The 22,674-nt window shown below is 25.6% G+C and carries 16 protein-coding genes, 1 pseudogene and 1 other annotated feature; of the genes and pseudogenes, 3 read left to right on the top strand and 14 right to left on the bottom strand.

From position 1 onward, the window contains the following. Nucleotides 1-45: 45 nt before the first annotated feature. The 6 genes from ACRCYC_RS15485 to ACRCYC_RS15460 all read right to left on the bottom strand — a co-directional run bounded on the left by ACRCYC_RS15485 (nt 46) and on the right by ACRCYC_RS15460 (nt 7,577). Entirely contained in the window at nt 46-1,083 is a 1,038-nt protein-coding gene (locus ACRCYC_RS15485; protein ID WP_438620005.1) for an ATP-binding protein, read from the bottom strand. A 2-nt stretch (nt 1,084-1,085) separates the two neighbouring features. Further along, nucleotides 1,086-1,754, bottom strand: a complete 669-nt coding sequence (locus ACRCYC_RS15480) for a response regulator transcription factor (protein WP_438620004.1) — start codon at nt 1,752-1,754, stop codon at nt 1,086-1,088. A gap of 121 nt (nt 1,755-1,875) precedes the next feature. Next, complete coding sequence (gene metG, locus ACRCYC_RS15475; RefSeq protein WP_438620003.1) at nt 1,876-3,513, bottom strand: methionine--tRNA ligase; 1,638 nt, start codon at nt 3,511-3,513, stop codon at nt 1,876-1,878. 59 nt (nt 3,514-3,572) lie between these two features. Next, nucleotides 3,573-3,835 (bottom strand) — a binding site (T-box leader). Between the two features lie 104 nt (nt 3,836-3,939). Then, nucleotides 3,940-4,125, bottom strand: coding sequence for a hypothetical protein (locus ACRCYC_RS15470; protein ID WP_438620002.1), 186 nt, complete (start codon nt 4,123-4,125; stop codon nt 3,940-3,942). A gap of 200 nt (nt 4,126-4,325) precedes the next feature. Continuing rightward, on the bottom strand, nt 4,326-6,635 hold the full coding sequence (locus ACRCYC_RS15465) for a glycoside hydrolase (protein ID WP_438620001.1): 2,310 nt from the start codon (nt 6,633-6,635) through the stop codon (nt 4,326-4,328). A 51-nt stretch (nt 6,636-6,686) separates the two neighbouring features. Then, a complete protein-coding gene (locus tag ACRCYC_RS15460) occupies nt 6,687-7,577 on the bottom strand; it encodes a glycoside hydrolase family 73 protein (RefSeq protein WP_438620000.1) in 891 nt (296 codons plus the stop codon). A gap of 171 nt (nt 7,578-7,748) precedes the next feature. Between ACRCYC_RS15460 and ACRCYC_RS15455 the strand changes: the two genes are divergently transcribed. Next, nucleotides 7,749-8,159, top strand: coding sequence for a hypothetical protein (locus tag ACRCYC_RS15455; RefSeq protein ID WP_438619999.1), 411 nt, complete (start codon nt 7,749-7,751; stop codon nt 8,157-8,159). Between the two features lie 48 nt (nt 8,160-8,207). Next, nucleotides 8,208-8,337 (top strand): annotated as a pseudogene (locus tag ACRCYC_RS15450) (helix-turn-helix transcriptional regulator); the annotation flags it as partial. Between the two features lie 61 nt (nt 8,338-8,398). Here ACRCYC_RS15450 and ACRCYC_RS15445 read toward each other — a convergent pair. Both ACRCYC_RS15445 and ACRCYC_RS15440 read right to left on the bottom strand, forming a co-directional pair. Further along, on the bottom strand, nt 8,399-9,784 hold the full coding sequence (locus ACRCYC_RS15445; protein WP_438619998.1) for a sensor histidine kinase: 1,386 nt from the start codon (nt 9,782-9,784) through the stop codon (nt 8,399-8,401). Then, nucleotides 9,777-10,424, bottom strand: coding sequence for a response regulator transcription factor (locus ACRCYC_RS15440; protein ID WP_438619997.1), 648 nt, complete (start codon nt 10,422-10,424; stop codon nt 9,777-9,779). Before ACRCYC_RS15440 ends, ACRCYC_RS15445 begins: the two co-directional genes overlap by 8 nt. Before the next feature lie 317 nt (nt 10,425-10,741). On the opposite strand from ACRCYC_RS15440, the gene ACRCYC_RS15435 reads away from it, so the two are divergent. After that, entirely contained in the window at nt 10,742-11,017 is a 276-nt protein-coding gene (locus ACRCYC_RS15435; RefSeq protein WP_438619996.1) for a hypothetical protein, read from the top strand. A gap of 82 nt (nt 11,018-11,099) precedes the next feature. Here ACRCYC_RS15435 and ACRCYC_RS15430 read toward each other — a convergent pair whose 3' ends face one another. The 6 genes from ACRCYC_RS15430 to ACRCYC_RS15405 all read right to left on the bottom strand — a co-directional run bounded on the left by ACRCYC_RS15430 (nt 11,100) and on the right by ACRCYC_RS15405 (nt 22,374). Next, a complete protein-coding gene (locus tag ACRCYC_RS15430) occupies nt 11,100-11,357 on the bottom strand; it encodes a hypothetical protein (protein WP_438619995.1) in 258 nt (85 codons plus the stop codon). 109 nt (nt 11,358-11,466) lie between these two features. Beyond that, nucleotides 11,467-11,973, bottom strand: coding sequence for an NUDIX hydrolase (locus ACRCYC_RS15425; RefSeq protein WP_438619994.1), 507 nt, complete (start codon nt 11,971-11,973; stop codon nt 11,467-11,469). Nucleotides 11,974-12,149: 176 nt separating this feature from the next. Then, complete coding sequence (locus ACRCYC_RS15420) at nt 12,150-13,181, bottom strand: FAD:protein FMN transferase (protein ID WP_438619993.1); 1,032 nt, start codon at nt 13,179-13,181, stop codon at nt 12,150-12,152. Between the two features lie 83 nt (nt 13,182-13,264). Next, the gene (locus tag ACRCYC_RS15415; protein ID WP_438619992.1) at nt 13,265-17,527 is read right to left on the bottom strand and encodes a hemoblobin-interacting domain-containing protein; all 4,263 of its coding nucleotides are present in this window, start codon (nt 17,525-17,527) and stop codon (nt 13,265-13,267) included. Between the two features lie 275 nt (nt 17,528-17,802). Continuing rightward, on the bottom strand, nt 17,803-19,968 hold the full coding sequence (locus ACRCYC_RS15410) for an HD domain-containing phosphohydrolase (protein ID WP_438619991.1): 2,166 nt from the start codon (nt 19,966-19,968) through the stop codon (nt 17,803-17,805). Between the two features lie 243 nt (nt 19,969-20,211). Beyond that, the gene (locus ACRCYC_RS15405; protein ID WP_438619990.1) at nt 20,212-22,374 is read right to left on the bottom strand and encodes an HD domain-containing phosphohydrolase; all 2,163 of its coding nucleotides are present in this window, start codon (nt 22,372-22,374) and stop codon (nt 20,212-20,214) included. Between the last annotated feature and the right edge of the window lie 300 nt (nt 22,375-22,674).

The following is a 22,674-nucleotide window of genomic DNA, read 5'->3' as shown; positions in this document are numbered from 1 at the left end:
TTAATAAGATAACCTTACCACTACCTTACAAAAATGTAAGTTTATTTACATTTGAATCATATTACTTTTTGGGAATATTATTTTTACAGTAGTTTCTTCATTGATTATGGAATCTATTTCTAATCCTAAATACATTTTATCTGCTAGTTTATTTGATATATAAAGTCCCATTCCTGTTGATTTTTTTAGTTTTCTTCCATTAATACCTGTAAATCCCTTATTAAAAACTTTATTTAAATCCTTACTATCGATTCCAATACCATTATCTTTTATATATAGTTCGATACTATTTTCTTTTGATTTTGTATATATAGATATCTTAGGAGGTTCTTTATCTAACTTTTTATTTATAGTTTTATCGCCTATGTATTTTATAGAGTTTACTATAATTTGATTTAGTATAAACTCCATCCACTTTCCATCACAATAAACTTTTTCATCGAAATCTTCTATATCTATGCATATTTTCTTTTCTCTAATTAATTTTTTATTTCTTTTAATAGTGCTGTTTACACACTTTCTTAAGTCGGTTTCTTTTATTATGTAATCCATCTCTATTTCATTAATTTTTGAATAATAAAGAGCTTGCTCTATAAAATCTTCTACTTTTTCTATTTCTTCTAAAAGGCTTAAAGTATGTTCATTTTTATTATTTTCTATAACTAGCTTACTAGCTGCTATTGGTGTCTTTATTTCATGTACCCACAAATCAAGATATCCTCTATATTCTTCTTGATTAAACTTATACTTATTAACTTCTTCATGCATGGATTTATCTGTAATACTAAGAACATCATACAAAATTTTCCCCTCACAAAAAGATGATCTTTTTATAACTACTGGTAGTAAATATTTTTTATCTAGTTCATTTAAAGATGTCATTACTTGATCGTAATAACTTTTCTTTTTAAAACATCCGTAAAAAATTTCTATACTACTTAAAACTATCCAAAGCATAATTGTGAAAATTATTGTTACTCTCTCAACTTGTGATGCTTTTAGTATAAAAACTACAAAGGCAAAAAACGTAAAATTTAATAATATACTTAAGCTTCTATCTTTTAAATAATCTTTTATATTCATAGTTACGGCATTATGTAGCCTCTCCCCCTTTTAGTTTCTATATATTCACTACATCCAATTTCACTTAATTTTTTTCTAAGTCTATTTATATTAACTGTAAGGGTATTATCATCTATAAATAAATCTAAATCCCATAAATAGTCCATTAAATCTCCTCTTGAAACTATCTTTCCTTTATTTTTAATAAGGCAGTTTAATATTCTAAATTCATTTTTAGTTAACTCTACTTCTTGATTTTCAAAGCTTGCACTATTTTTTGATAAATCTAATTCTAGACCTTTGTACCTAAGTATATCTACATTAGATTTTTTATAAGTTCTTTTTAAAAGAGAATTTATACGTGCAAGTAAAATTTGTGTGTTGTATGGTTTTGTTACAAAATCATCAGCACCCAAGTTCATACTCATCAATTCATCCATTTCAGTATCTCTACTTGTTACTATAATTATTGGTATATCCGAGCTTTTTCTAATTTTTCTACATAAAAAATACCCATCACATACAGGTAAGTTTATATCTAGTAAAATTAAATGAGCATCTAATTTTAAAACTTCGTCCACTACATTGCCAAACTCTGATATAGTCACAACGTCATAATCATAATTATTTAAAAAACTTTTAAGCTCAGTCCTTATTTTTTCTTCATCTTCAATTACAACAATTTTTTCCATAATAAATCTCCCCTTAAAATTCTGTTCACAATAATTATATATTATATATAGAAAATAGCCTATGAAATATGTCATTTCATAGGCTATAAATATTAACTACATGTAAAAATTTCATATTTAGTTAATATTTAATTTGACAACTTTTTAATTCTTCTTCTTCTAATTCTATTTTTTTCTTATCAATTCTTTCAAACAATATAGAAATTTCAGATGATAAAACACAATCTATACTTTCTATTTCACTCCATTTACTATGATTTATAGACAACCATTCTTTTATTTTAAATGACGATTCTGGTAAAAATGGTTCTAATAAATTAGATAAATTTGCAATAGCATAAATACAAGTATATATACTATTTATACATTTTTCATTATTCTCTTTTACCGTTATCCATGGTGTGCTTAAATCAAAGTACTTATTTACTTTCCTTATAACTTCAAAAATACTCTCAAGTGCAATTCTTAAATTTCCTTGCTCTATAAGCACACCTACTTCACCATATAACTTTTTTATACTTGACTTAATATTTTTATCAATCTCACCATTAATAACTTTATTATCATAATATTTTTTTATAAATACTAGCGTTCTATTGACCAAATTACCATAAGCCCCTAACAACTCTCCATTGTTACTATTTACAAACTCCCTCCACGAAAAATCAGAGTCTCGTTTTTCTGGAGCATTTATTAAGAAAAAATACCTTAATGAATCAGAATTATAACGCTTTACTATATCAGGAATCCATACAGCCCAATTATTGCTAGTTGATATTTTTTTACCTTCTAATGTTAAGTATTCACTAGATACAATTCTATCAACTAATTTTTCATAACCAATCCCATTTAATAAAGCTGGAAGTATTATAGAGTGAAATGGAATATTATCTTTACCATGTACATAATAAGAAACTGCATCCTCATTCCAAAACTCTTCATATGATTTATTTTCATCTATAGCCCATTTCTTACTCATTGTAAGATATCCAAGTATAGCATCTATCCAAACATATACCTTTTTATCCCTAAATCCATCTATTGGTATATCTATACCTAAAGAAATATCTCTTGATATAGCCCTATCATGTAACCCTTCAATAATGTATCTTTCCGTATTATTTATAGCATTTATTTTCCAATTGTGCTTATTTACATCTAAATTATTTTTTATAACATCTTGAAACTTAGATAAAGAAAAATATAAATGCTTAGATTCTTTTATTGTAGGATACTCCCCACATAATTTGCATTTTCTATCTAGTAGTTCTAATGGATCTAGCAAGTATCCACAATAATCACATTGATCTCCTCTTGCGTTTGATTTACACTTAGGACATACTCCTTCAACATACCTATCAGGTAAAAATTGTTGACAGCTATTACAATAAATCTGATCTACATCTTTTTCGTAAATTAAACCCTTGTCATATAAAGAAGTAATTATATTTTGAACTTCTACTTTATGAAACTTATCATCAGTTCTTCCATAATAATCATAGGAAAAATTCAATGTATCAAAGCAATACTTAAATTCACTATGATACTTATTTGCTACTTCCTTTGGAGTAACTCCTTCTGATTTTGCTCTAATTGATATCGGTGTACCATGACAGTCACTTCCCGATACATAAAGGACATTATCCCCTTTTTTTCTATAATATCTTGCTATCACATCTCCAGGTAATAGTGCTACTATATGACCAATATGAAGTGATCCATTAGCATATGGCCATGCTCCTCCTATAAAAATATTCATATTTAATACCTCCTCAGTAATTTTATATAATAAAAAACTCCCATCCCTAAGAACTTAATCTTAGGAACGAGAGTTAAACTTCGTGTTACCATCCTATTTCATGTATACCTTACAATATACACCTCTTTAAGTACGCCATATTATACCTATGGTTATACTCTATCACTATAACGGGTGAACCCGTTGCAGCCTTAATTTCATAAAAAATCTCGGTGCACAGCTCCAAGGCCATTTTCACTTTAATATCCTTCGCTTCCTCTCACCAAATAGAAACTCTCTGTAAAAGTATTTTTAAAGTTACTTTCCTCTTCATTGCATTTATTATAATTTCAAAATAATAATCTTTATATTATTATATACTCTTTTTATATTAAAAATCCTCTAATAAATTATATTTAATCCCATAGCAATTAAATCGTTAGCAAATTAATTCCTATTAATATTTTTATTCTCCTTTCTTTCAGCAATCAATTTAGTAATACAATCTTTCATGCCTTTTACAAACAACCATATAGTTACAAGGTTAAACGCACTTCCCTCCCCTAGCATGCTTGCATATAAAATTAACATAGATGATATAACTATCATTATCAATCTTGTTTTATTTGACATAAATCTCTACTCTTTCCCTTTTGAATTTTAAGTATAGTTTATCACTATTATATTTTTAAAAAAGGATTATGTCCTAATATCTATAAATTTGGAACTAAAATACAAATAGACACTAAAATTTCAACTTATAGAGTATGTATATTTATGTATTTTAAAAGTGTAATAAAAAAGAACAACTATATTATTATATCTAATTTAACTTATGGTTGATAAACAGTCTTCTCACTACCATCATAAATAATAAGAGAATTAGCCTTAACCACATCATCTTTATACTTAAAGTCATTATCAGAAAAGTTAGCAACAACCCTTAAATCATCACCATAACAGGTAGTCTGAACCAATCTATCATCACTTAAAAACTCAAAATCAGTCATAGGCTTATTGATAGCCTTCTTATTAAACTCAGACCAAACTTTATCATGATCAATAATATCATTCTTATGCTTATCCCACTCAACTCTATCAATATGATACATAGGAGCAGTATTATATAAAATTTCCTTCATCATTCTACTATCAACCTCATCAGCAATCTTGAAAGTACCCCATAGCCAATGATCAGATGTAACCACAGAATCATTATAAACTAGTCTAAATAAAGGAAGTGAATACGTAGGATCAATAAAAATCTTCTTATATAAATCCTTAACAGGAACTTGCTTAGCAAAAACCTCGGGAACACCACCTGTAGAAGAGTAATATCTTCCAACATAATACTCACTATCCTTATTCTTGCTCATATCAGGATCTACCCAAGAAAAAGCCGGAGTCTCAAGTCCATGAGCAAAAGCAATAGTAGTACTAGCAAAATCATTACCACCTTCAGAACCTACAACCATATTTTTGTCATCTCTTATATAACTCATTCTCTTTAACCTAGCTTCTAAATCTTGTGACTGAGTAGTGGTATGATTTTTAGAATAATCATCATAAATTTCTCCCGTAGCATCACAATCTATAAACCAAGAATTAAAGTCATACCCTTCATCCATAATATTATCTACTCTAGACTTAACACTAGGCATAGATAAAGTTGGATTTAACTTTCTACCAGTACCTTGGAAACCTTCTAACTTCTTCCCATCTTTATCTCTTATAGTAGCATTTTCATATAAAGACTTATCTTCAAAAGTAGCCGTACTCCACTTTTCATCCCCTAGCTTGTGTATAGAATGATAAGAATCATATGGACCAACTAAATAGCCATATTCATTAGCTTTTTCAACAAACTCAGGAGAAATATATCCTGATTCTATATCATCAAAACCAATCCAAGCATTATCTATCCCAGACTTTTTCATATCTTCTAAAACATCTATAGTATTATGTTTTGCCCAATCTTTAACAGGAGTTGTAGCATCTTTAAGCTGTGACTTTAACAACTTTTTATTCAACTCTATTAACTCAACTCTATTTAAATTATTAACCCCTTTGTTAATTATATCTTTAGTTTCTTTATCTATATGCTTAAATACATTAGGATTATAGAACTCTTTTAAAGTCATAAGTGAATTAAATCCTCTAACAATAGTTTGCTTTTGATACTTATCAATATAATCTTGAGTTTTAACAGTATCTAAAACAGTTGAAACCTCTTTTCCATCTTCTACTTTTGTATTTAGAAGTTCTTTCATCCATGTTAAAAATTCTTCGCTTATATTATTTCTTAATAAGTTCCACTTAATATCATCTGTAGTAATTATAGACTTGTCCCAGAAATATATTTGTGGCGCTCCATATAATTTTTCAATGTTTTTATTGTCTTTTGCTTTTTGAGCTATGGTTTTAAACTCTCCTTTTTCAATTACATAATTCTTATAGTTTTTAGTTATATCCTCTACATTCTTATCTGTTATATATATTCTAAAACCATATGCCTTATCTTTATTAATACTTGGATACTCATGTGTAAAATCAAACTTTATATCATTTTTAGAGTCAAATTTAACTTCATTATTAAACTTATTTTTCATGATATAAGTTGCTGCAAAATTTTCTTTATTTACTGAGAAAAATTGCATTGAAAAACTTTCAATAGTATTAAAAATTTGTTCATTTAAATACTCTTTCCAATACTTATCATTACTTGGTATAAACTTTCCTTCATTTATAGGAAGAATATAACTTTCTCCACTTATACTTGGCCAAGTAAAGCTATTAGCTTCTTTTTCATTTGACTTTATATCTATATCTAGGTAACTATCTTCTTTCTTTATATCTACATCAATTTTTTCTTCTGGATAAGTCCATGAAATTTCATCATCACTCTTTTTCAAGTTAGTAACAGCTCTTTCTTTCATAGGATCTGATATATTTTCTTTCTTGCCATTTACATCAACTGAAACTTGAAAGTTTTTTGGGTTAACATCATATTTAAAATCTAAATTATTAACTTTCTCAATTTTAGCTTCTGTGCCTTCTCCATTTTTAATAAGTCCATTACTACATCCTACAAGGGTAGTTCCTATAAGTATGAAACTAGTAATTACCATCATTTTTTTATTCATAATATCACCTCAAAGTCATTTTAATTTAGTTTTGTTACACCTACGTTACAATTAATTCTTTGATTGAACTTCACTATCTATAAGCTGTAAATTGTATTGTCTAATTATTTCTATTAATCTATCTGCGTAAATTCTTTCCCCTTTTTCATTGCTATCTGTACTATAACCTGCCTTTTGTAGAGCTTTAGCTTGATACACATAAGTATTTGCATCAAACACACCATTTTGTTGATATCTTTTGTTTTCACCTAAAAACTTAGCATGGTCATTTATAGATTCGCCAGGAGTATTGTATTTTCTAAATTTGCCATTAATTGTATCTTTTTCAAACTCTCTTGTTTCTAAAGTTACATATTCTCCTTCCCAATAGTTATCTGCTTTTATTCCAAATAAATTGTTATAATCTTTAGCTAGCTTGGACTGTCCCCAACCTGATTCTAAAATAGCTTGGGCTATTGTTATAGATGGTAATACTTCATATTTTTTATAGTTTTCTATAGCATCATCTTTTATAGAATTTATAAATTTGATATATTTACTATCTTGGCTAAGTCTTTGTGGCATTGGCCCAAAGTCTTCTAATTGATTTATATAATCATAAGTTAGTGCTTTTTCTTTTTTATTAAAATCTAGTTCATTTAAAACTTCATCAACACTCTTTAAACTATAATCACCCTTATCTTCATGTAAAAACTTTTTAGATATATCTTCAATTTCTTTTGTTGTTATTTTTTTAAAATTATTGTCTTCAATTACACCAGTTATTGCAGCTACGTACTTCCAATTAATTTGAGCTTTATTTGAACTTACACTATCAACTACTTCAATAAACTTACCTACATCTATATATTCCTTATCTATCTCTTTTAATGAGTAGTTTGCTATCATAATGTAAATAACTGCAATTAGCATTATTAAGGTTAAAAAACCTTTATTTTTCATATTTATACACTCCCTCGTTATTTGTTATGAGCTTATTATAAATATGTTTTGTTTCATTAATGTTACAAAATATATTTATAATAATTCAGTTGACGCTTTATATAAACAAGTGATATATTTATAACATATATGTTATGTATTTATAACATTTAAATCAGGGGGGTATTTTTTATGAATGATAAAAATTTTAGTGCTAAATCAAAATTATTAGTAGAATTTCTAATATGTATAGTGGTTTTTATTTCTACATTTGCAGGTTTTAAAAACTTTTCTAATATCCAATATTTTTGGCCAATAATGTACTTAATTTTAATAGGTTGTATATTCCTACTTAGTAACAAACTAGGTGGTATAGTCGATGAGTTATCACAACTCATCTTATCGAAGATAAATAATATTTGTATAAAAATTTTAGTATCCTTTATATTAATAATGGTTTCTTTTCTTTCAACACCTTATATAAATGTATACTCTATAAATAGCAATGTAATAGGAATGATATTATCATTATTTTTACTTTTATTAAGCTTAGTAAGGTTGGTACTCTTTATCTATTTTGATAGGAAGGGTATTTGTCAATAGGTGACTATCTCAAAAACTAAAATTAAAGAATATAGAGAAAAAACTTCTATGAAACAAAGCGAATTAGCTAAGTTAGTTGATGTAAGACGTGAAACAATAGTTCATCATTGAAATTAGCTATGGATATAGCCAGCTTTTTTAAGTATCAGTTGAAGATTTATTTGAGTTTGTAGATAAAAAAATTTATAAATACATATATATAAAAGGCTATGATTATAAACCCATAGCCTTTTATATAATCATATTAAACTGTTTGCAAACAAAATAAAAAATCTTATTTTTTCATCATGTAATTCTACTCCATACTCAAGATTATGAGCTTCTAGTATTTCCTTTACTAAACTAAGACCTAGACCTGTTCCTGATAATCGCTTATTTCTTGATTTTTCTAATACATAAAATGGATTCCATATATTTAATAAATCATATTCACTCATATCTATAACTTTATTTGAAATATCTAAGTATATCTTTTCTTTTCGATTCAAAGAAATACTTATATTTTTATCTTGTGTATATTTTATAGCATTGCTAATTAAGTTACTCAATACAATTTTCATTCCATCTATGTCTGCATTAACCATACATTGACTTCCATCAAATTCATAACTTAAATTAATATCATTTTCTTTTATAATTAATTTATATTCTTTTATAATACTCTCCAAAACTTCATTTAAATCAAACTCATTTAAGTTAATTTCTCTTTTTTCGTATTTTGCCCAGTAAAGTAAAGTGTTTATAGTTTCATTCATTTTTTCACTTTGTTCTATTATAGTATCTAAATAAGTTCCATCATCAATTCCATCTTGTATACCCATTGCGTAGGCTTTTATAAGAGCTATTGGTGTTTTTAGTTCATGAGATGCTCCACCTATAAATACTTTTAAATTTTCATTTCTTTTATTTAGCTCATTTTGAGCTTTTTGTAAGCTTATGCTCATTTGATTTACGCTATCTGATAGTTCTTCTATCTCATCATTGGTTTTTATTTCTTCAGTTCTAAAGTTTAACTTTGCAATGTCTTTAGATAATAATTTAATCTTTTCTAAGGGATCTATTATCATCTTTGATAATATAAATGTCAGTATAACTATTATTAATACTGACAAAGTTGTTAGTATTAAGTTAAACTTATTTATAATAGATATAGTTTCTTTTGAATGTTCAATTGGCATTGATACTGCAAATATATAATTATCTTTTTTTATAAATTTAACTAATAAACTATACTTTAATTTTCCTTGGTTATAAATTTCATTTATACTTCTTTTTTTTAACTCTTCAATCTTGAACTCTGAAAGCCAAAACTTTTTTAAGTTTATGCCTTTTTTATTAAATTCTGTAACTAAGTTTTGTGTTATTGTAGTTTCATTATCATTTTCAAAGTCTACAGGTGTATAAATTACAGCTACTTCATATTTTTCTTGTATCTGTTCTATGTTTTTGATAGCTTCTTTAGTACTTAAATTTTCAATCTCTTCCCCTATATTATTTATAATTTTCTTTTTTTCATGTAAGTAATATTTATCTATAAAAATATTATTGATAGCTAGCGATATTAACGAAACTAATATAACTACTATGGATATACTTATAGATAGTTTCTTATTAAGTTTAGTCATTTATATCCTCCAAGCTATAACCTAGCCCTCTATGTGTTACTATTAGTTCTTCACCTATTTTTGTTCTTAGTCGTCTTATGTGTGTGTCTACTGTTCTAAAGTCTCCATAATAATCCATCCCCCATACCAAGTCTAATAGTTTTTCTCTTGATAATATTGATCCTTTGTTATTTATAAAGGTTTTTAAAAGTTCAAATTCTGTTTTTGTTAATCCTAGTTCTTTATTTTCTTTGAAGGCTTTTTGTTGTTTAAAATCTACTTTTAAATTTTCAATTGTAAATATATCATTGTAGCCTATAAGTTTTTTTGCTCTTATTATTAATAGTCTGGGGTCAAATGGCTTTCTTACATAGTCGTCTGCCCCTATATTCAGTGCATCTATTTCATCGTCAACTTGTCCTTTTGCTGTTAGCATCATTACTTTTGTATTGCTATTTTCTTTTATTTGTTTACATGCTTGTATTCCATCTATTTTTGGCATCATCCAATCTAGTATAGCTAAGTCTATTTTATTTTCATAAAAAATTTCTAATGCTTCTTCTCCATCCATAGCAATTAAAACATTGAAGCCTTCTTTTTTCAAGTAAGCTTCTATAATCTTTAACATGCTTAATTCATCATCAGCTACTAATATATTCATGTCTTCACGTCCATTTCTATTAAATCGGTTTAGTTTATGTTAATATTTTTTTATTACACCAATGTTACAACTACTTTATGTTTTTATATTTATAATTGTTTCGTTATTTATGATTTAATATCAATACTTGTATGTGGTCAAGAGGGTATCACTAAAACTTTTAGACTATATTCCTATTATTTGTGTATTAGTGCATAGTTGAATTGTATACTACTTGTTTATTTTACTCCTTAAAAAGCTTATCTTAGTCCATTTTTAATATAGTTTTATTTTATAATGTTATAATTTTGTATGAGTAAGTTTTAAGGAGGATTTTTATGGAAAATACTAAAAATAATGCATTATCTGTATCTATAGTTTCAGCTGTAGTTTGTATAGTTGTGATTTCACACTATTTAATTGGCAGAAATGCTTCTATAGGTGTGTTTGGAAAGATTGCTATTGTATGTGCTTCTTTCGGATTAGCTTTAAATGTAATGTCGGTTCTATGTAGTTTAGGTGCTAAAAAAAATATATCAAAAACAATATTAACTACTATAAATGTAATAATATTTTGTATAGTAGGATTCTTCACAGGAGTATTGATATTTTAAATATAACTTCATTACAAATAAAAAGATAATAACCTATGTTATTATCTTTTTATTTGCAATATTATAATTTCTAAATTAGTTTTTAAATTCTATATGTCTTTATCAGTATTTTTAATATTTTAAATGTAAATAAAATTGTTATTCCCATTCCAATTAATGATAAAATCAAATTTATTATGCAAATAACCTCAAATCCCCAGCTTACTAATGGATTTGAAATTAAACCTCCACCTGTAACTCTAAAGATTATTGAGTTTATTATTCCGTCTCCTAATGTATTTAATGACATCAAAGCTAAACCACTTATAATCCCCATTATTGGATTTATAAATTTCTCCATACAATTCTCCTTTTTTAAGCTATAACTTATTCATATTATAATACTTATAAAATAATGCATACACAGCTGTTGCATCTGATAATTTTATAACTTTGCATATGTATAAATTTTACCTATCGCTACTAAGATTAAAATCATTATACTTAATACCATGTGTATTATTTATCTCTTTTATAAAATCGATTGCCTTGCTAAGTAACTGAGGTTGTATCTCTGGATAAGTTAATTCCTTCGGTAATTCATCAAGCAGTATAATTTCATCAATTTCAAGATTTGGAAGTGATTTAAATTCAGCTATCTCTGCAAAATATAATCCTCCAAAAGTTTCTGTTGGGTGCTTTGAAATATCTCCAACTTCTTTTGAAACTGAATAAACACAAATAGGAAACATTTCAAATTTATTCGCTCCACTTTCTTCATATAGTTCTCTAGCTGCAGTATTATTTATATCCTCTCCTATTTCTCTATGTCCACCTGGAATTTCCCAAGTTGTTCTTTCTTTATGCTTTGATAATACCCATTTATCTTTAAATCTTGCCACTATAACTGCAAATAACAAGTTGTCACTCTCTATTTCTTCCCAATTATAGAAATTAACTTTAATAATAGAAATCACCCCTTATTAAAATTTTATCAGTTATATATTGCCTCCACAACAAAACATAATAATTTACGATTAATAGAATATTTTATTTTATAAAAATAACTTAATACATTCATATAAAAAGGTAATAACCTAAATTTATAGAATATAATGATTGTCTTGGATCAGATGATGATATATTATTTTATCTATTGTAATTTGTATTCTTGAGATGTTAATTTGAAATTATCCTTTAAACCTTTGGTTACATATATTTTATTATCTTTGGTTACAAAAATAGCTTCTACATTTTTTTTATTATTAATATAATCTAATCCTTTCTCTAGCCCCATAGAAAAAACTGCTGTAGACAAAGCATCACAATAAGTTGAATCATCTGATATAATAGAAATTCCTTGTAAATTATTTTCTACTGGATAACCTGTTTTTCTATCTAAAATATGATGGTACAATTTTCCATTTTGCGTAAAATTACGTTCATAGATTCCAGATGTTACAACAGATTTATCTACTATTTCTACTATTCCTATATAGTCACTTTTCTCCTTCTTGCCATCTCTTATTCCAACTTTATATGGATTTGAATCAAATTTTTCTCCTATACAAAGTATATTTCCACCTATGTTTAAAATGCCGTGGTTATACCCACTGTCTAAAATAATGCTTTTAATTTTTTCACCTACATATCCCTTTGCAACTGCCCCTAAATCTATCATCATTCCTTTTTGTTTTAACATTACTGAATTATTATTTTTGTCTAACTCAATTTTATTTATATCCACTAAATCCAAAGTTTTTTTTATTTTATCCTCATTTGGTACATTTGCTTCTTCAAATCCTATACTCCATAACTTAACTACAGATCCTATTGATATATCTAAGTTTTCATTAGTTTCTTTAGTATATTTAATTCCATTTTCTATTAAATCAAAAGTATCTTTACTTACTTTTACAAATTCAATTCCTGCCTTTTCATTTATTTTATCTACTTCACTTTTAGCATTTTTATCATTTATAGACATTTTGTATTCTACATCTCTTATTGTATTTTCTATTTTCTCAAAAACTTTATTATCCACTTCTTCTGTTGAAAAAATATCAATATTCATATAAGATCCCATTGCAAATACTTCTTTTCCATAACTTTTATATTCTTCTTTTTTGCATCCAACAAAAACTATTCCTATCAATATTATAAATAATAAATATAATTTTTTCATATATTCCTCTCAGTAAGTAAAGAGGATGCATCAAAATGCTATTTTGATACACCCTCCTAAATTTTTACAGTTTCACATTTACTTTATTTTTTAACTGTATAAGTGTAATCTGAAAATCCACTTGCTTGTATTGTTACAACATCGTTATCCTCTAAGTTATTGTATAAGTATATACCATTTGAATAGTTAACTCTATAACCTTCTTTTGGTTGAGTTTCAGAAGTTTTATTAACTTCTACATTGTTTATTTTTACACTTGTTATAGCATGCTCCCAACCTCTATCTTGAGATGTTAGTGTATAGTTATTTAGCATTGGATTATATTGAACATCTATTTTACTATCTATTAATTGAATTTTATAGCTATAGTCATTATAGCCTTGTGATTTAATCACTACATTATCATCTATACCTAATTTTTTAAGTATAGTTACTTTTCCATAACTAGCTTTAAATTCATTATCACTTAAAGAGTTTCCATTTACACTTACTTCTACATTCTTAGTCCAATCATAATCTCCATGTGAAAATACACAGTTTCCATTCTCATTTTTAGCTACTTTTATTTTATCTACTGATTTTTCTGGTATTTTATAAGCGTAGTCTTCATAAGCACTTGACTCTAAAATCATATTATTTCCACCTGTTAAGACCTCTAATATAATAATCTTACCTTTGTCTATTGTCCAACCAGCATTAGCATATGCATTTTTTGCTTTTACTAAAGTTTTGTCTCCAACTTTTATAGTCTCAATTTTATTTATATATTCTGCATCACTTGAACTAATTATAAAGTGGTTAAATATATCTTTATCTACTTTAACCTGTGGAGTTTGTTTAACTTCTTTTTCTTGTTTAACTTCTTTTTCTTGTTTAACTTCTTTTTCTGATATTTTCTCTTCTTTCACTGAAACTACTGTAGAAAAATCATTATATCCATTAGCTTTTATAATTATTTTATAGTCACCTATTTTATTAAATGTTTCTCCTGATATTTCTATTGAATAAAACTTATCTGAAGAAATTTTATATTTCACTTCTTTACCATTTACTAATACTTTTGTTATTTTTTCACTGTATTTTTCTTCAAATGGTTGTTTAACGTCTATCATAACTTTTTCATTTATTTTATTTTTATTTTCTTTATTTAATTTCACAAAGCTTGGTACCTCAATTTTGGATACCTCTTTTTCTTCTAATTCACTTGGTACAAATGATAATTGAGAGTCTTTGTACTCATACGCTTTTATAGTTAAATTATATCTAGCTTTTTCTTTTCCTTTAAATAAGCTTTCTTTTAATACTAAAGTATCACCTATATAATAGTAATCTCCATCTGTTCCTACTTGGTCATTATTAAATAAATCTTTTCCATTAAGGACTATTTTCGTAATATTATTTTTAAAGTTTTTATCAAATTTTATTGCTATATCATTATTATTAATTTTATTAGCTTTTAAAACTTGTTCTTGATTTATAAAATCTATACCTACTAAATTATCTTTGTATCCTTTTGCTATAAATTTTATATTATTTTTCCCATGTATAAACTTAGAAGTATCCTTTATAACTACTTTATCACCTTCTATTTTATATTGACCTTTTGAAAGTTCATTTATGCCCACTAAAACTCTCTCTACGTTTTCTAGATAATGATTTCCATTCTCAGTATGAATTTCTACTTTATCTTTAATATTTCCTTTAGCCTCTAACTTAGGTGGTGTTTTTAAATTTTCTTGTCCATATGATTGAACATCTCCAAAAGCTCCATCTTCTAACATATATTTAATTTGATACGGTTTATTTAAGTAGTCACTTTCTTTTATAGTATTATAATACTCTTTAAATGTTATGTACTTCCCTTCATTAATGGCATTTTTATAACATTGATAGTCTATTACTTTATTAGAATCTTTAGTTAATACTGCATCTTTAGTCATAGATTCCCACCAACTCAAAACTTCATTAGAGTACTTAGTTCCCATATCTAAATTCTTAAGAATCATTGCATTTGCAATTAAATCAAAGTCATAGACTATATTCGCCCTTAATATATGGTTTTTTCCTCCACTACCTGTATCACTATCTTCTCCTCCATCACTTGCACTAGCTATAGTATCTATAGCTTCTATAGGTTTTTTAGGTTTAGTAATATTGTGGCTTAAATTATTATTTAGATCTGTATTATTTTCATCATGGTGTAGAGAAGGGTTAGAACTATTATTTCCTGCTTCTTCTAGGTAGAAATCTTTTGTAAAGTCTTCATATCCATTTGCCTTTATAGTAAGCTTATGTTTTCCTTTTGTAAGTTTATCTAAAGCTTTATTTTCTAGCCTAACTATGTTTGATACTACATGATAATCAACACAATTTCCTTGTAAAGTTTCTCCATCTAATAAAACTTCGTATATTGGATTTTTTACAGCATAGTTAAAATCTTTAAGCTCAAATACTAATTCATTATTTGCCCAAAAATTAAAGTTTCCTGAAAGTTGTATTTTACCTGCTGGTTTTACTATTTCTATTTGTGTATTTAAATCCTTGTATCCCTTTGATTTTATTTTTATATTATGTAATTCATTTCTATCTTTTATAGATGAACAATCTTTATCTATTATTATTTTCCCATCTTCTAAGGAATACTGTAATTTTTCACTTATATTTATATTATCGTGAGTTCTCTCTATACTATAAATATTATCTTGCCATTTTTTAGCTTCCTTTGTGCCAATGTCAAATTTTATAATAACATCTTCACCTATTTTTGTTCTTTCTAAACTTAATTTAGGTAATGTATTATCTATAAATTTGCTATTATCACCATTTAAACTAAATGTAGTTTTGTTTGGTATTAATCTTACATTTCCATTTTTATCATAATTATCTTTATGATAGTCTAGCTTTAACATTGGCCCTGATGCTAATATTTTTTCAGGAGCCTCACCATTTATAATTTTAGTGAATTTTTTACCATCTTTATTAAGAATTAGATTTTCTACTATTTTATCTTTTCCTTCATTTTGAATTACTTGTATTTTAGCTACTTCACTAGAATTCACCTCAAATTTAACTATAGTTCCTTCAGTATTAACAGGTGTTGGTTTTACTATTTTTTCGTTCAATGTAAATGTAGTGTTATTTATGTTTCCTTTATCTAAGCTAACTACTGCATATCCGCTACCTTCAACTTTAAGAATTTTTGTCTTGTTTAAATTTATTATAGAATTAGCTTCTATATTTTTTTCATCATTGTATATTACATCTGCTATAACATAAATCCCTCCATTTTCAACGCTTCCTTTGTTTTTTATATTTTCAAATAAATCTGGTAACATTAAGAGTTTAATATCTCCGTATATATTATTTTTGTTGAAGTCCTTATTCTTTTTATTGTTATTTATATAGGAATCATGATTTACTGATGTTCCTTTTAAAGAAAGGATTATATTTTTATCATCTTGTCTTTTTATGTGAAGTGTTTGTCCTTTATTTAATCCCATAACACTTGCAGATGCTACTGTATCTACATCTCCATCAATATTTTTAGCAAAAGTAGCTTTTGTATCATTAGAAATTGTTATTTTTAAGTTAGTTTTAATCATTCCTTGATTTTCTTTTGCCTCTTCAAATCTTGCCATATCACTAATTTTTATGTCACTAAATTTAATATTAGATCTTACTTTATCTACTTCTTTTTCTTGTTCTTTCTTATTAACATGTTCTACTTTTTCTACCTTTGCTTCTTGTTCCTTTTTATTAACATGTTCTACTTTTTCTACCTTTGCTTCTTGTCCCTTTTTACTAACATGTTCTACTTTTTCTACCTTTGCTTCTTGTCCCTTTTTATTAACATGTTCTACTTTTTCTACCTTGACTTCTTGTTCCTTTTTATTAACATGTTCTACTTTTTCTACCTTTGCTTCTTGTTCCTTTTTATTAACATGTTCTACTTTTTCTACCTTTGCTTCTTGCTCTTTTTTGTTAACTATCTCTTCTTTTTCTATTTTATTGTCTTTCTTATCATCATTAATTATATTTAATTTACTTACTTTTTCATCATTTTTATTATTACTTACTTGTCTTAACTTACTTGTTCCTTTTATACCCTTAGATTTATCATTTCCTATATTTTTTTCATCAATTTCACTTGAATGCTCATCATCTAAGGATTCTGTTTCCTTACCTTTTATTTCACTTATTTCCTGATCTGTTAAATCTTTTTCTGATTTAACTTTGATTTCTCTTTCTCTATCTTCTGCTTTATCGCTTGCTAAAGATGGTAATACTGTTATTGATGATACGGCTATCAATGACATTATAACAAGGCTTGCTGCTTTTTTATTCAATTAAACTCCTCCTACCATTTTCTATATTTTCTAAAACTTCCCCTTGTTTGTAATATATCTTAAATTTAATGCTTTGTCTATAGTTATTGATAATTATTTTCATATAAAAATAATTATCAATAATTCACAAAAAAATAAATATTTAAATTATTCCAACTAGTTATCTTTTATACTTATAATTTCACAATTTTTTTCAAATTAAAATCCTATCTCAAAATATAATAGGGTATCGTGTTTCACGATACCCTATTATATACTCTAAATATTATTTAATTTTAATTGCTTTCATTAAATATTTTATCTATTTCCTCACTTATATCTACTAAAATTTCAACTAAGTCAGGATCAAATTGTTTCCCTGACTCACCAACAATTATATCCATCGACTTTTCATGAGAAAATCCCGGTTTATAACATCTCTCCATCCTAAGAGCATCATAAACATCCGCTATAGCCACAATTCTAGCTTCTATCGGAATTTCTTCTCCTTTTAAACCTCTTAAATATCCTTTACCATCATACCTTTCATGATGATATAGAATAATATTATTAGCTACATCACTTAAATTATTTTTCTTTATAATATCATAACCTGCCGATACATGAGTCTTCATTATGTCCATTTCTTCATCAGTTAATTTACCAGGTTTCTTTAAAATACTATCACATATAGCAACTTTACCTATATCATGTAATGATGAAAAGTAAGTTACTTCCTTTATAAAATCTTCATCATCACTTATACGTCTTACTATAATATCACAATATTTAGAAATTCGCTCTATATGATTTCCTGTGTCACTATCATTTAAAGAGTTTACATCTTCTAAAGTTTCTACTAATGAAATTATTAATTCTTCATTATTTGATATAGCCTGTTTTAAATCCTTTTGTAATTCTTCTTTTACTTTAATAGCTTTTCTAAGCCTCAATATATATATATAACTTACTACAATTATTATAAAAAATATAATAATAACTTCAATTATAAAAGTATAGTTAATATCCTCTATACTTTTTATATTGTTTTTATTATACTTTGGTAATACATCTGTATTTATGCTATTATCTAGCTTCTTCATTATTCCTATTAAAATTTCATTGTCCTTATTTACGCCTATAGATTCATAAAATACATTATTCACCATTCCAACATTAAAAATATATTCATTTATATTTTTTTTCTTAATATAATGTTGCATTATAAGATTATCACATATAAAATAATCTATCTCATGATTTTCCATAGCATCTATCATATCATTATAATTATCATATAGTTGTATTTTCCCACTTATTATTTTAGAGTCTAAATACTCTTTATCTATTTTTTTTATAACTCCAATTTTAGAACCTTCTAATTGACTTATACTATCTATTATCATTTCATGTGTAGAATAAATAGATAAGTTATAACTATTATATGGTTTCATTAACTCTAAATTATCAGATTCCTTATCTAACTTATTAGCTCCAAAATAAATTTGAGGTTCTTTATCTCCATCTTGTGTAAAAGTAATTCCTAAAATATATTCTATTTTTTTTATGTATTCATTAAGTATTCCAGTTTTTTCATGCAAAATATTTTCATAATAATATGGATTAAATTTATATTTCACCTTCATTTCAATAGTTTTATTTTTACGTAACCATTCTTTTTCATCTTCAGTTAAGTTCAAATTATATTTTATATATTCAAGCTGATTTTTAGTTTTAATTTCATGCATTTTACGTTTTGATATATTATCTAATCCTTTTTCAATCAAACCTTTTAATACTTCATCCTCTTTTACATATGCTAATAATTGTAATTTAGCTTGTTTGCATACATCTTTTGCATATACAGATTTTTCAGGTGATATATTTAAGTATTTTAAGGCAGATGAACTCATAATAAACCCAAATATTTCATCATCCTCATATAGTTTTTTTATTTCATTGGCATCATTAACGACTACAAAATTAAAATTTTTATCATATTCACTTTTTATATGATTGAAAGATTTGTGTATAGCAATTTTTTTACCTTTTATATCACTTAAGGAACTTATTTCTTTTGATGTATATAAATTTACATTATCAAAGTCATGTTGGTTCGTAGGCATATATCTTTCATCTTCAATATTATCTATTTCAAGTGCCCATAAAACATCTGCATTTTGGGGATCTTTTTTAGTAACTATATTTATACCATATAAATTATTTATATAGTTCTGTAAATCTTTGAAAATTCCAAATGATCGACCATTTTTTTCAGTATAATAAATACCATTTTCAGGTACACATTTGGCTACTATCTCCCTAGATTTATTATTTTTTATCCACTCTCTTTCTACTCTAGTAAGATGTACTCCATTACTTTCTTTATCAAAATACACCGCAAACATAGAAAAAATACAGATTAATATAACAGCTATTAAAGCTTTAATATAATTTTTCATATTTCACTTCCCTTTTAAAATAAATTATCAATATTTTATTTTAACTTTTTGTGCGACATTTTTCAACATTTTTTAACAAAATCATTTATTAATTTTTTGCAATTTAGAACATTTTGAAAATATATTTTTAAAACTATAACAAATAATAAATAGTTATAGATCAATATATATAAGCTAAATATTCATATATAAATAAAGGGCACCGCAGATTAAACTGCGACACCCTCTGTACTCTTAACCCCACTAATTACTTTCATTAAAGATAATATCAAACTCTTCATTTATCTCAACTAAAATATCAACTAACTTAGGATCAAATTGTTTACCTCTTTCTGATACAATTATATCCATAGATTTTTCATGAGAAAATCCTACCTTATAACATCTCTCCATTCTAAGAGCATCATAAACATCTGCTATAGCTACAATTCTTGCTTCTATTGGAATTTCTTCTCCCTTTAATCCTCTTAAATACCCCTCCCCATCATATCTTTCATGATGATATAAAATAATATTATTAGCTACATTACTCAAATTATTTTTCTTTATAATATTATAACCTGCCGATACATGCGTCTTCATTATATCCATTTCTTCATCTGTTAGTTTACCTGGTTTCTTTAAAATACTATCACATATGGCAACTTTTCCAATATCATGCAATGAAGAAAAATAAGTTACCTCTTTTATAAAATCTTCATCATCACTTATACGTCTTACTATTTTTTCGCAATACTTAGAAATTCTCTCTATATGATTTCCTGTATCACTATCATTTAAAGAGTTTACATCCTCTAATGTTTCTACTAAAGACATTATTAAATGTTCATTATTTGATATGGCCTTTTTTAGGTCTTTTTGCAATTCTTCTTTTACTTTTATATGTTTTCTTAACCTTAATATATATATATAACTTAGTAATATTAATACTATAAATATAACTATAATTTGAATTATGAATATATAGTCAATAGTATCTATATTCTTCATATTATTTTTATTATATTTTGGTAACACCTCTGTATTTATATTATTATCTAACTTTTTCATTATGCTAACTAATATTTCATTATCTTTATCTATACCTATATACTCATAAAATATAGCATCTAGCACCCCTACATCAAAAATATCTTCAGTAATATTATTTTTTGTATAATATTGCATTGTAAGGTTATCACCCACAAAATAATCTATTTCATCTTTTTCTAAAGCATATAGCATATCATCATAATCATTGTATAACTTAACTTCTCCATATATTATCTTTGAATCTAAATATACTTTATCTAGCTTTTTTACAACACCTATTTTGAACCCTTCCAACTGACTAATGCTATCTACTACCATTTCATACTTTGAATATATAGATAAGTTATAGCTATTGTATGGTTTCATTAATTCTAAATCATGTAATATTTCTTCTTTTTTATTTACACCAAAGTAAATCTGAGGTACTGCATCTTCATCTTCAACAAAATTAACACCTAGAATATACTCAACTCGATTTATATATTCATTTAATATACCGCTTTTTTTATTTAGTTCATTCTCAAAGTAATAAGGTTTAAATTTATATTTTATTTTCATAGGAATTTTTTTATGTTCACTTAACCATAGCTTTTCTTTATCAGTTAAATTTAATTTATATTTTATATATTTTAGCTGATTATTTATTCTAATTTCATTCATTTTATCTTGTGATATACTACTTAGAGCTTTTTCAATTAAGTTTCTTAAAATCCTATCTTCTTTTGTATATGCTAATATTTGCAAATTAATATTTTTGGATATATCTTTTGAGTATAATTGTTTTTCAGGCGATATATCTAAATATTTCAATGCGGATGAACCTATTATAAATCCAAAAACCTCACCATTTTCATACATTTTTTTTATTTCACTAACATCATCAACTATTACAAAGTTAATATTTTTTTTATAAGTACTTTGAGTTTTATTAAATGATTCATGAATAGCAATTTTTCTATTACCTATATCTTTTAATGACTTTATTTTTTGTGATGTATAAATTTTCAAACTGTCGAAATCATGTTGTTTTGTACTTATATATCTTTTATTATCTACATTATTTATTTCAAGTGCCCATAATATATCAGCTTCTTTTGGATTTTTTTTCATCACTATATTTATACCATATAATTTTTTTATATAGTCTTGTAAATCAGTAAATACACCAAAAGTCTGATTTGCATCTTGAGTATAATAAATTCCATTATCAGGAATACATTTTGCTACTATCTCTCTTCCTTTATTATTTTCTATCCACTCTTTTTCTTCTTTATCAAGTTTTACATTATGTTGAACTTTATTATACTGTACAACGATTGTAAATAAGCACATAATCATTACAACAGGTATTACAATTTTCAGATATTTATACATATTTCACTTCCCTTTTTATCTTTAATTTATATTCTTAGTCTTTATATATTAACTTTATATTTTGTAATTTTCAACATTTTTCGACAAGTATGTATTTGTAAATTTTACCTTTTTGAGTATTTTTTACATATTTCATAAAATGATTTAAAAGTACTAAAATATAATTATGTATATCAATATATTAATTGAAAAAATAATCCATAAATCATAAAGTTTGCCTAATTATTTATAGGATTTTAAAAATATCAATTATATTTTACTAGAAAAATTATTGTGTTAGTTTTTTATATTTATTCCTAA

It is taken from the genome of Paraclostridium sp. (assembly GCF_051657365.1).
In the GTDB taxonomy this organism is placed as follows: domain Bacteria; phylum Bacillota; class Clostridia; order Peptostreptococcales; family Peptostreptococcaceae; genus Paraclostridium.
The sequence above is the reverse complement of the archived record's forward strand: the minus strand, read 5'-3'. Positions and strand labels throughout refer to the sequence as shown.

What these genes read in the sequence shown, in the direction of transcription:
- ACRCYC_RS15445 (WP_438619998.1), bottom strand. Translation starts at nt 9,784, where the DNA reads ATGACTAAACTTAATAAGAAACTATCTATAAGTATATCCATAGTAGTT.
- ACRCYC_RS15460 (WP_438620000.1), bottom strand. Translation starts at nt 7,577, where the DNA reads ATGAAAAATAAAGGTTTTTTAACCTTAATAATGCTAATTGCAGTTATT.
- ACRCYC_RS15430 (WP_438619995.1), bottom strand. Translation starts at nt 11,357, where the DNA reads ATGGAGAAATTTATAAATCCAATAATGGGGATTATAAGTGGTTTAGCT.
- ACRCYC_RS15420 (WP_438619993.1), bottom strand. Translation starts at nt 13,181, where the DNA reads ATGAAAAAATTATATTTATTATTTATAATATTGATAGGAATAGTTTTT.
- metG (WP_438620003.1), bottom strand. Translation starts at nt 3,513, where the DNA reads ATGAATATTTTTATAGGAGGAGCATGGCCATATGCTAATGGATCACTT.
- ACRCYC_RS15410 (WP_438619991.1), bottom strand. Translation starts at nt 19,968, where the DNA reads ATGAAAAATTATATTAAAGCTTTAATAGCTGTTATATTAATCTGTATT.
- ACRCYC_RS15435 (WP_438619996.1), top strand. Translation starts at nt 10,742, where the DNA reads ATGGAAAATACTAAAAATAATGCATTATCTGTATCTATAGTTTCAGCT.
- ACRCYC_RS15470 (WP_438620002.1), bottom strand. Translation starts at nt 4,125, where the DNA reads ATGTCAAATAAAACAAGATTGATAATGATAGTTATATCATCTATGTTA.
- ACRCYC_RS15485 (WP_438620005.1), bottom strand. Translation starts at nt 1,083, where the DNA reads ATGAATATAAAAGATTATTTAAAAGATAGAAGCTTAAGTATATTATTA.
- ACRCYC_RS15440 (WP_438619997.1), bottom strand. Translation starts at nt 10,424, where the DNA reads ATGAATATATTAGTAGCTGATGATGAATTAAGCATGTTAAAGATTATA.
- ACRCYC_RS15465 (WP_438620001.1), bottom strand. Translation starts at nt 6,635, where the DNA reads ATGAATAAAAAAATGATGGTAATTACTAGTTTCATACTTATAGGAACT.
- ACRCYC_RS15455 (WP_438619999.1), top strand. Translation starts at nt 7,749, where the DNA reads ATGAATGATAAAAATTTTAGTGCTAAATCAAAATTATTAGTAGAATTT.
- ACRCYC_RS15405 (WP_438619990.1), bottom strand. Translation starts at nt 22,374, where the DNA reads ATGTATAAATATCTGAAAATTGTAATACCTGTTGTAATGATTATGTGC.
- ACRCYC_RS15480 (WP_438620004.1), bottom strand. Translation starts at nt 1,754, where the DNA reads ATGGAAAAAATTGTTGTAATTGAAGATGAAGAAAAAATAAGGACTGAG.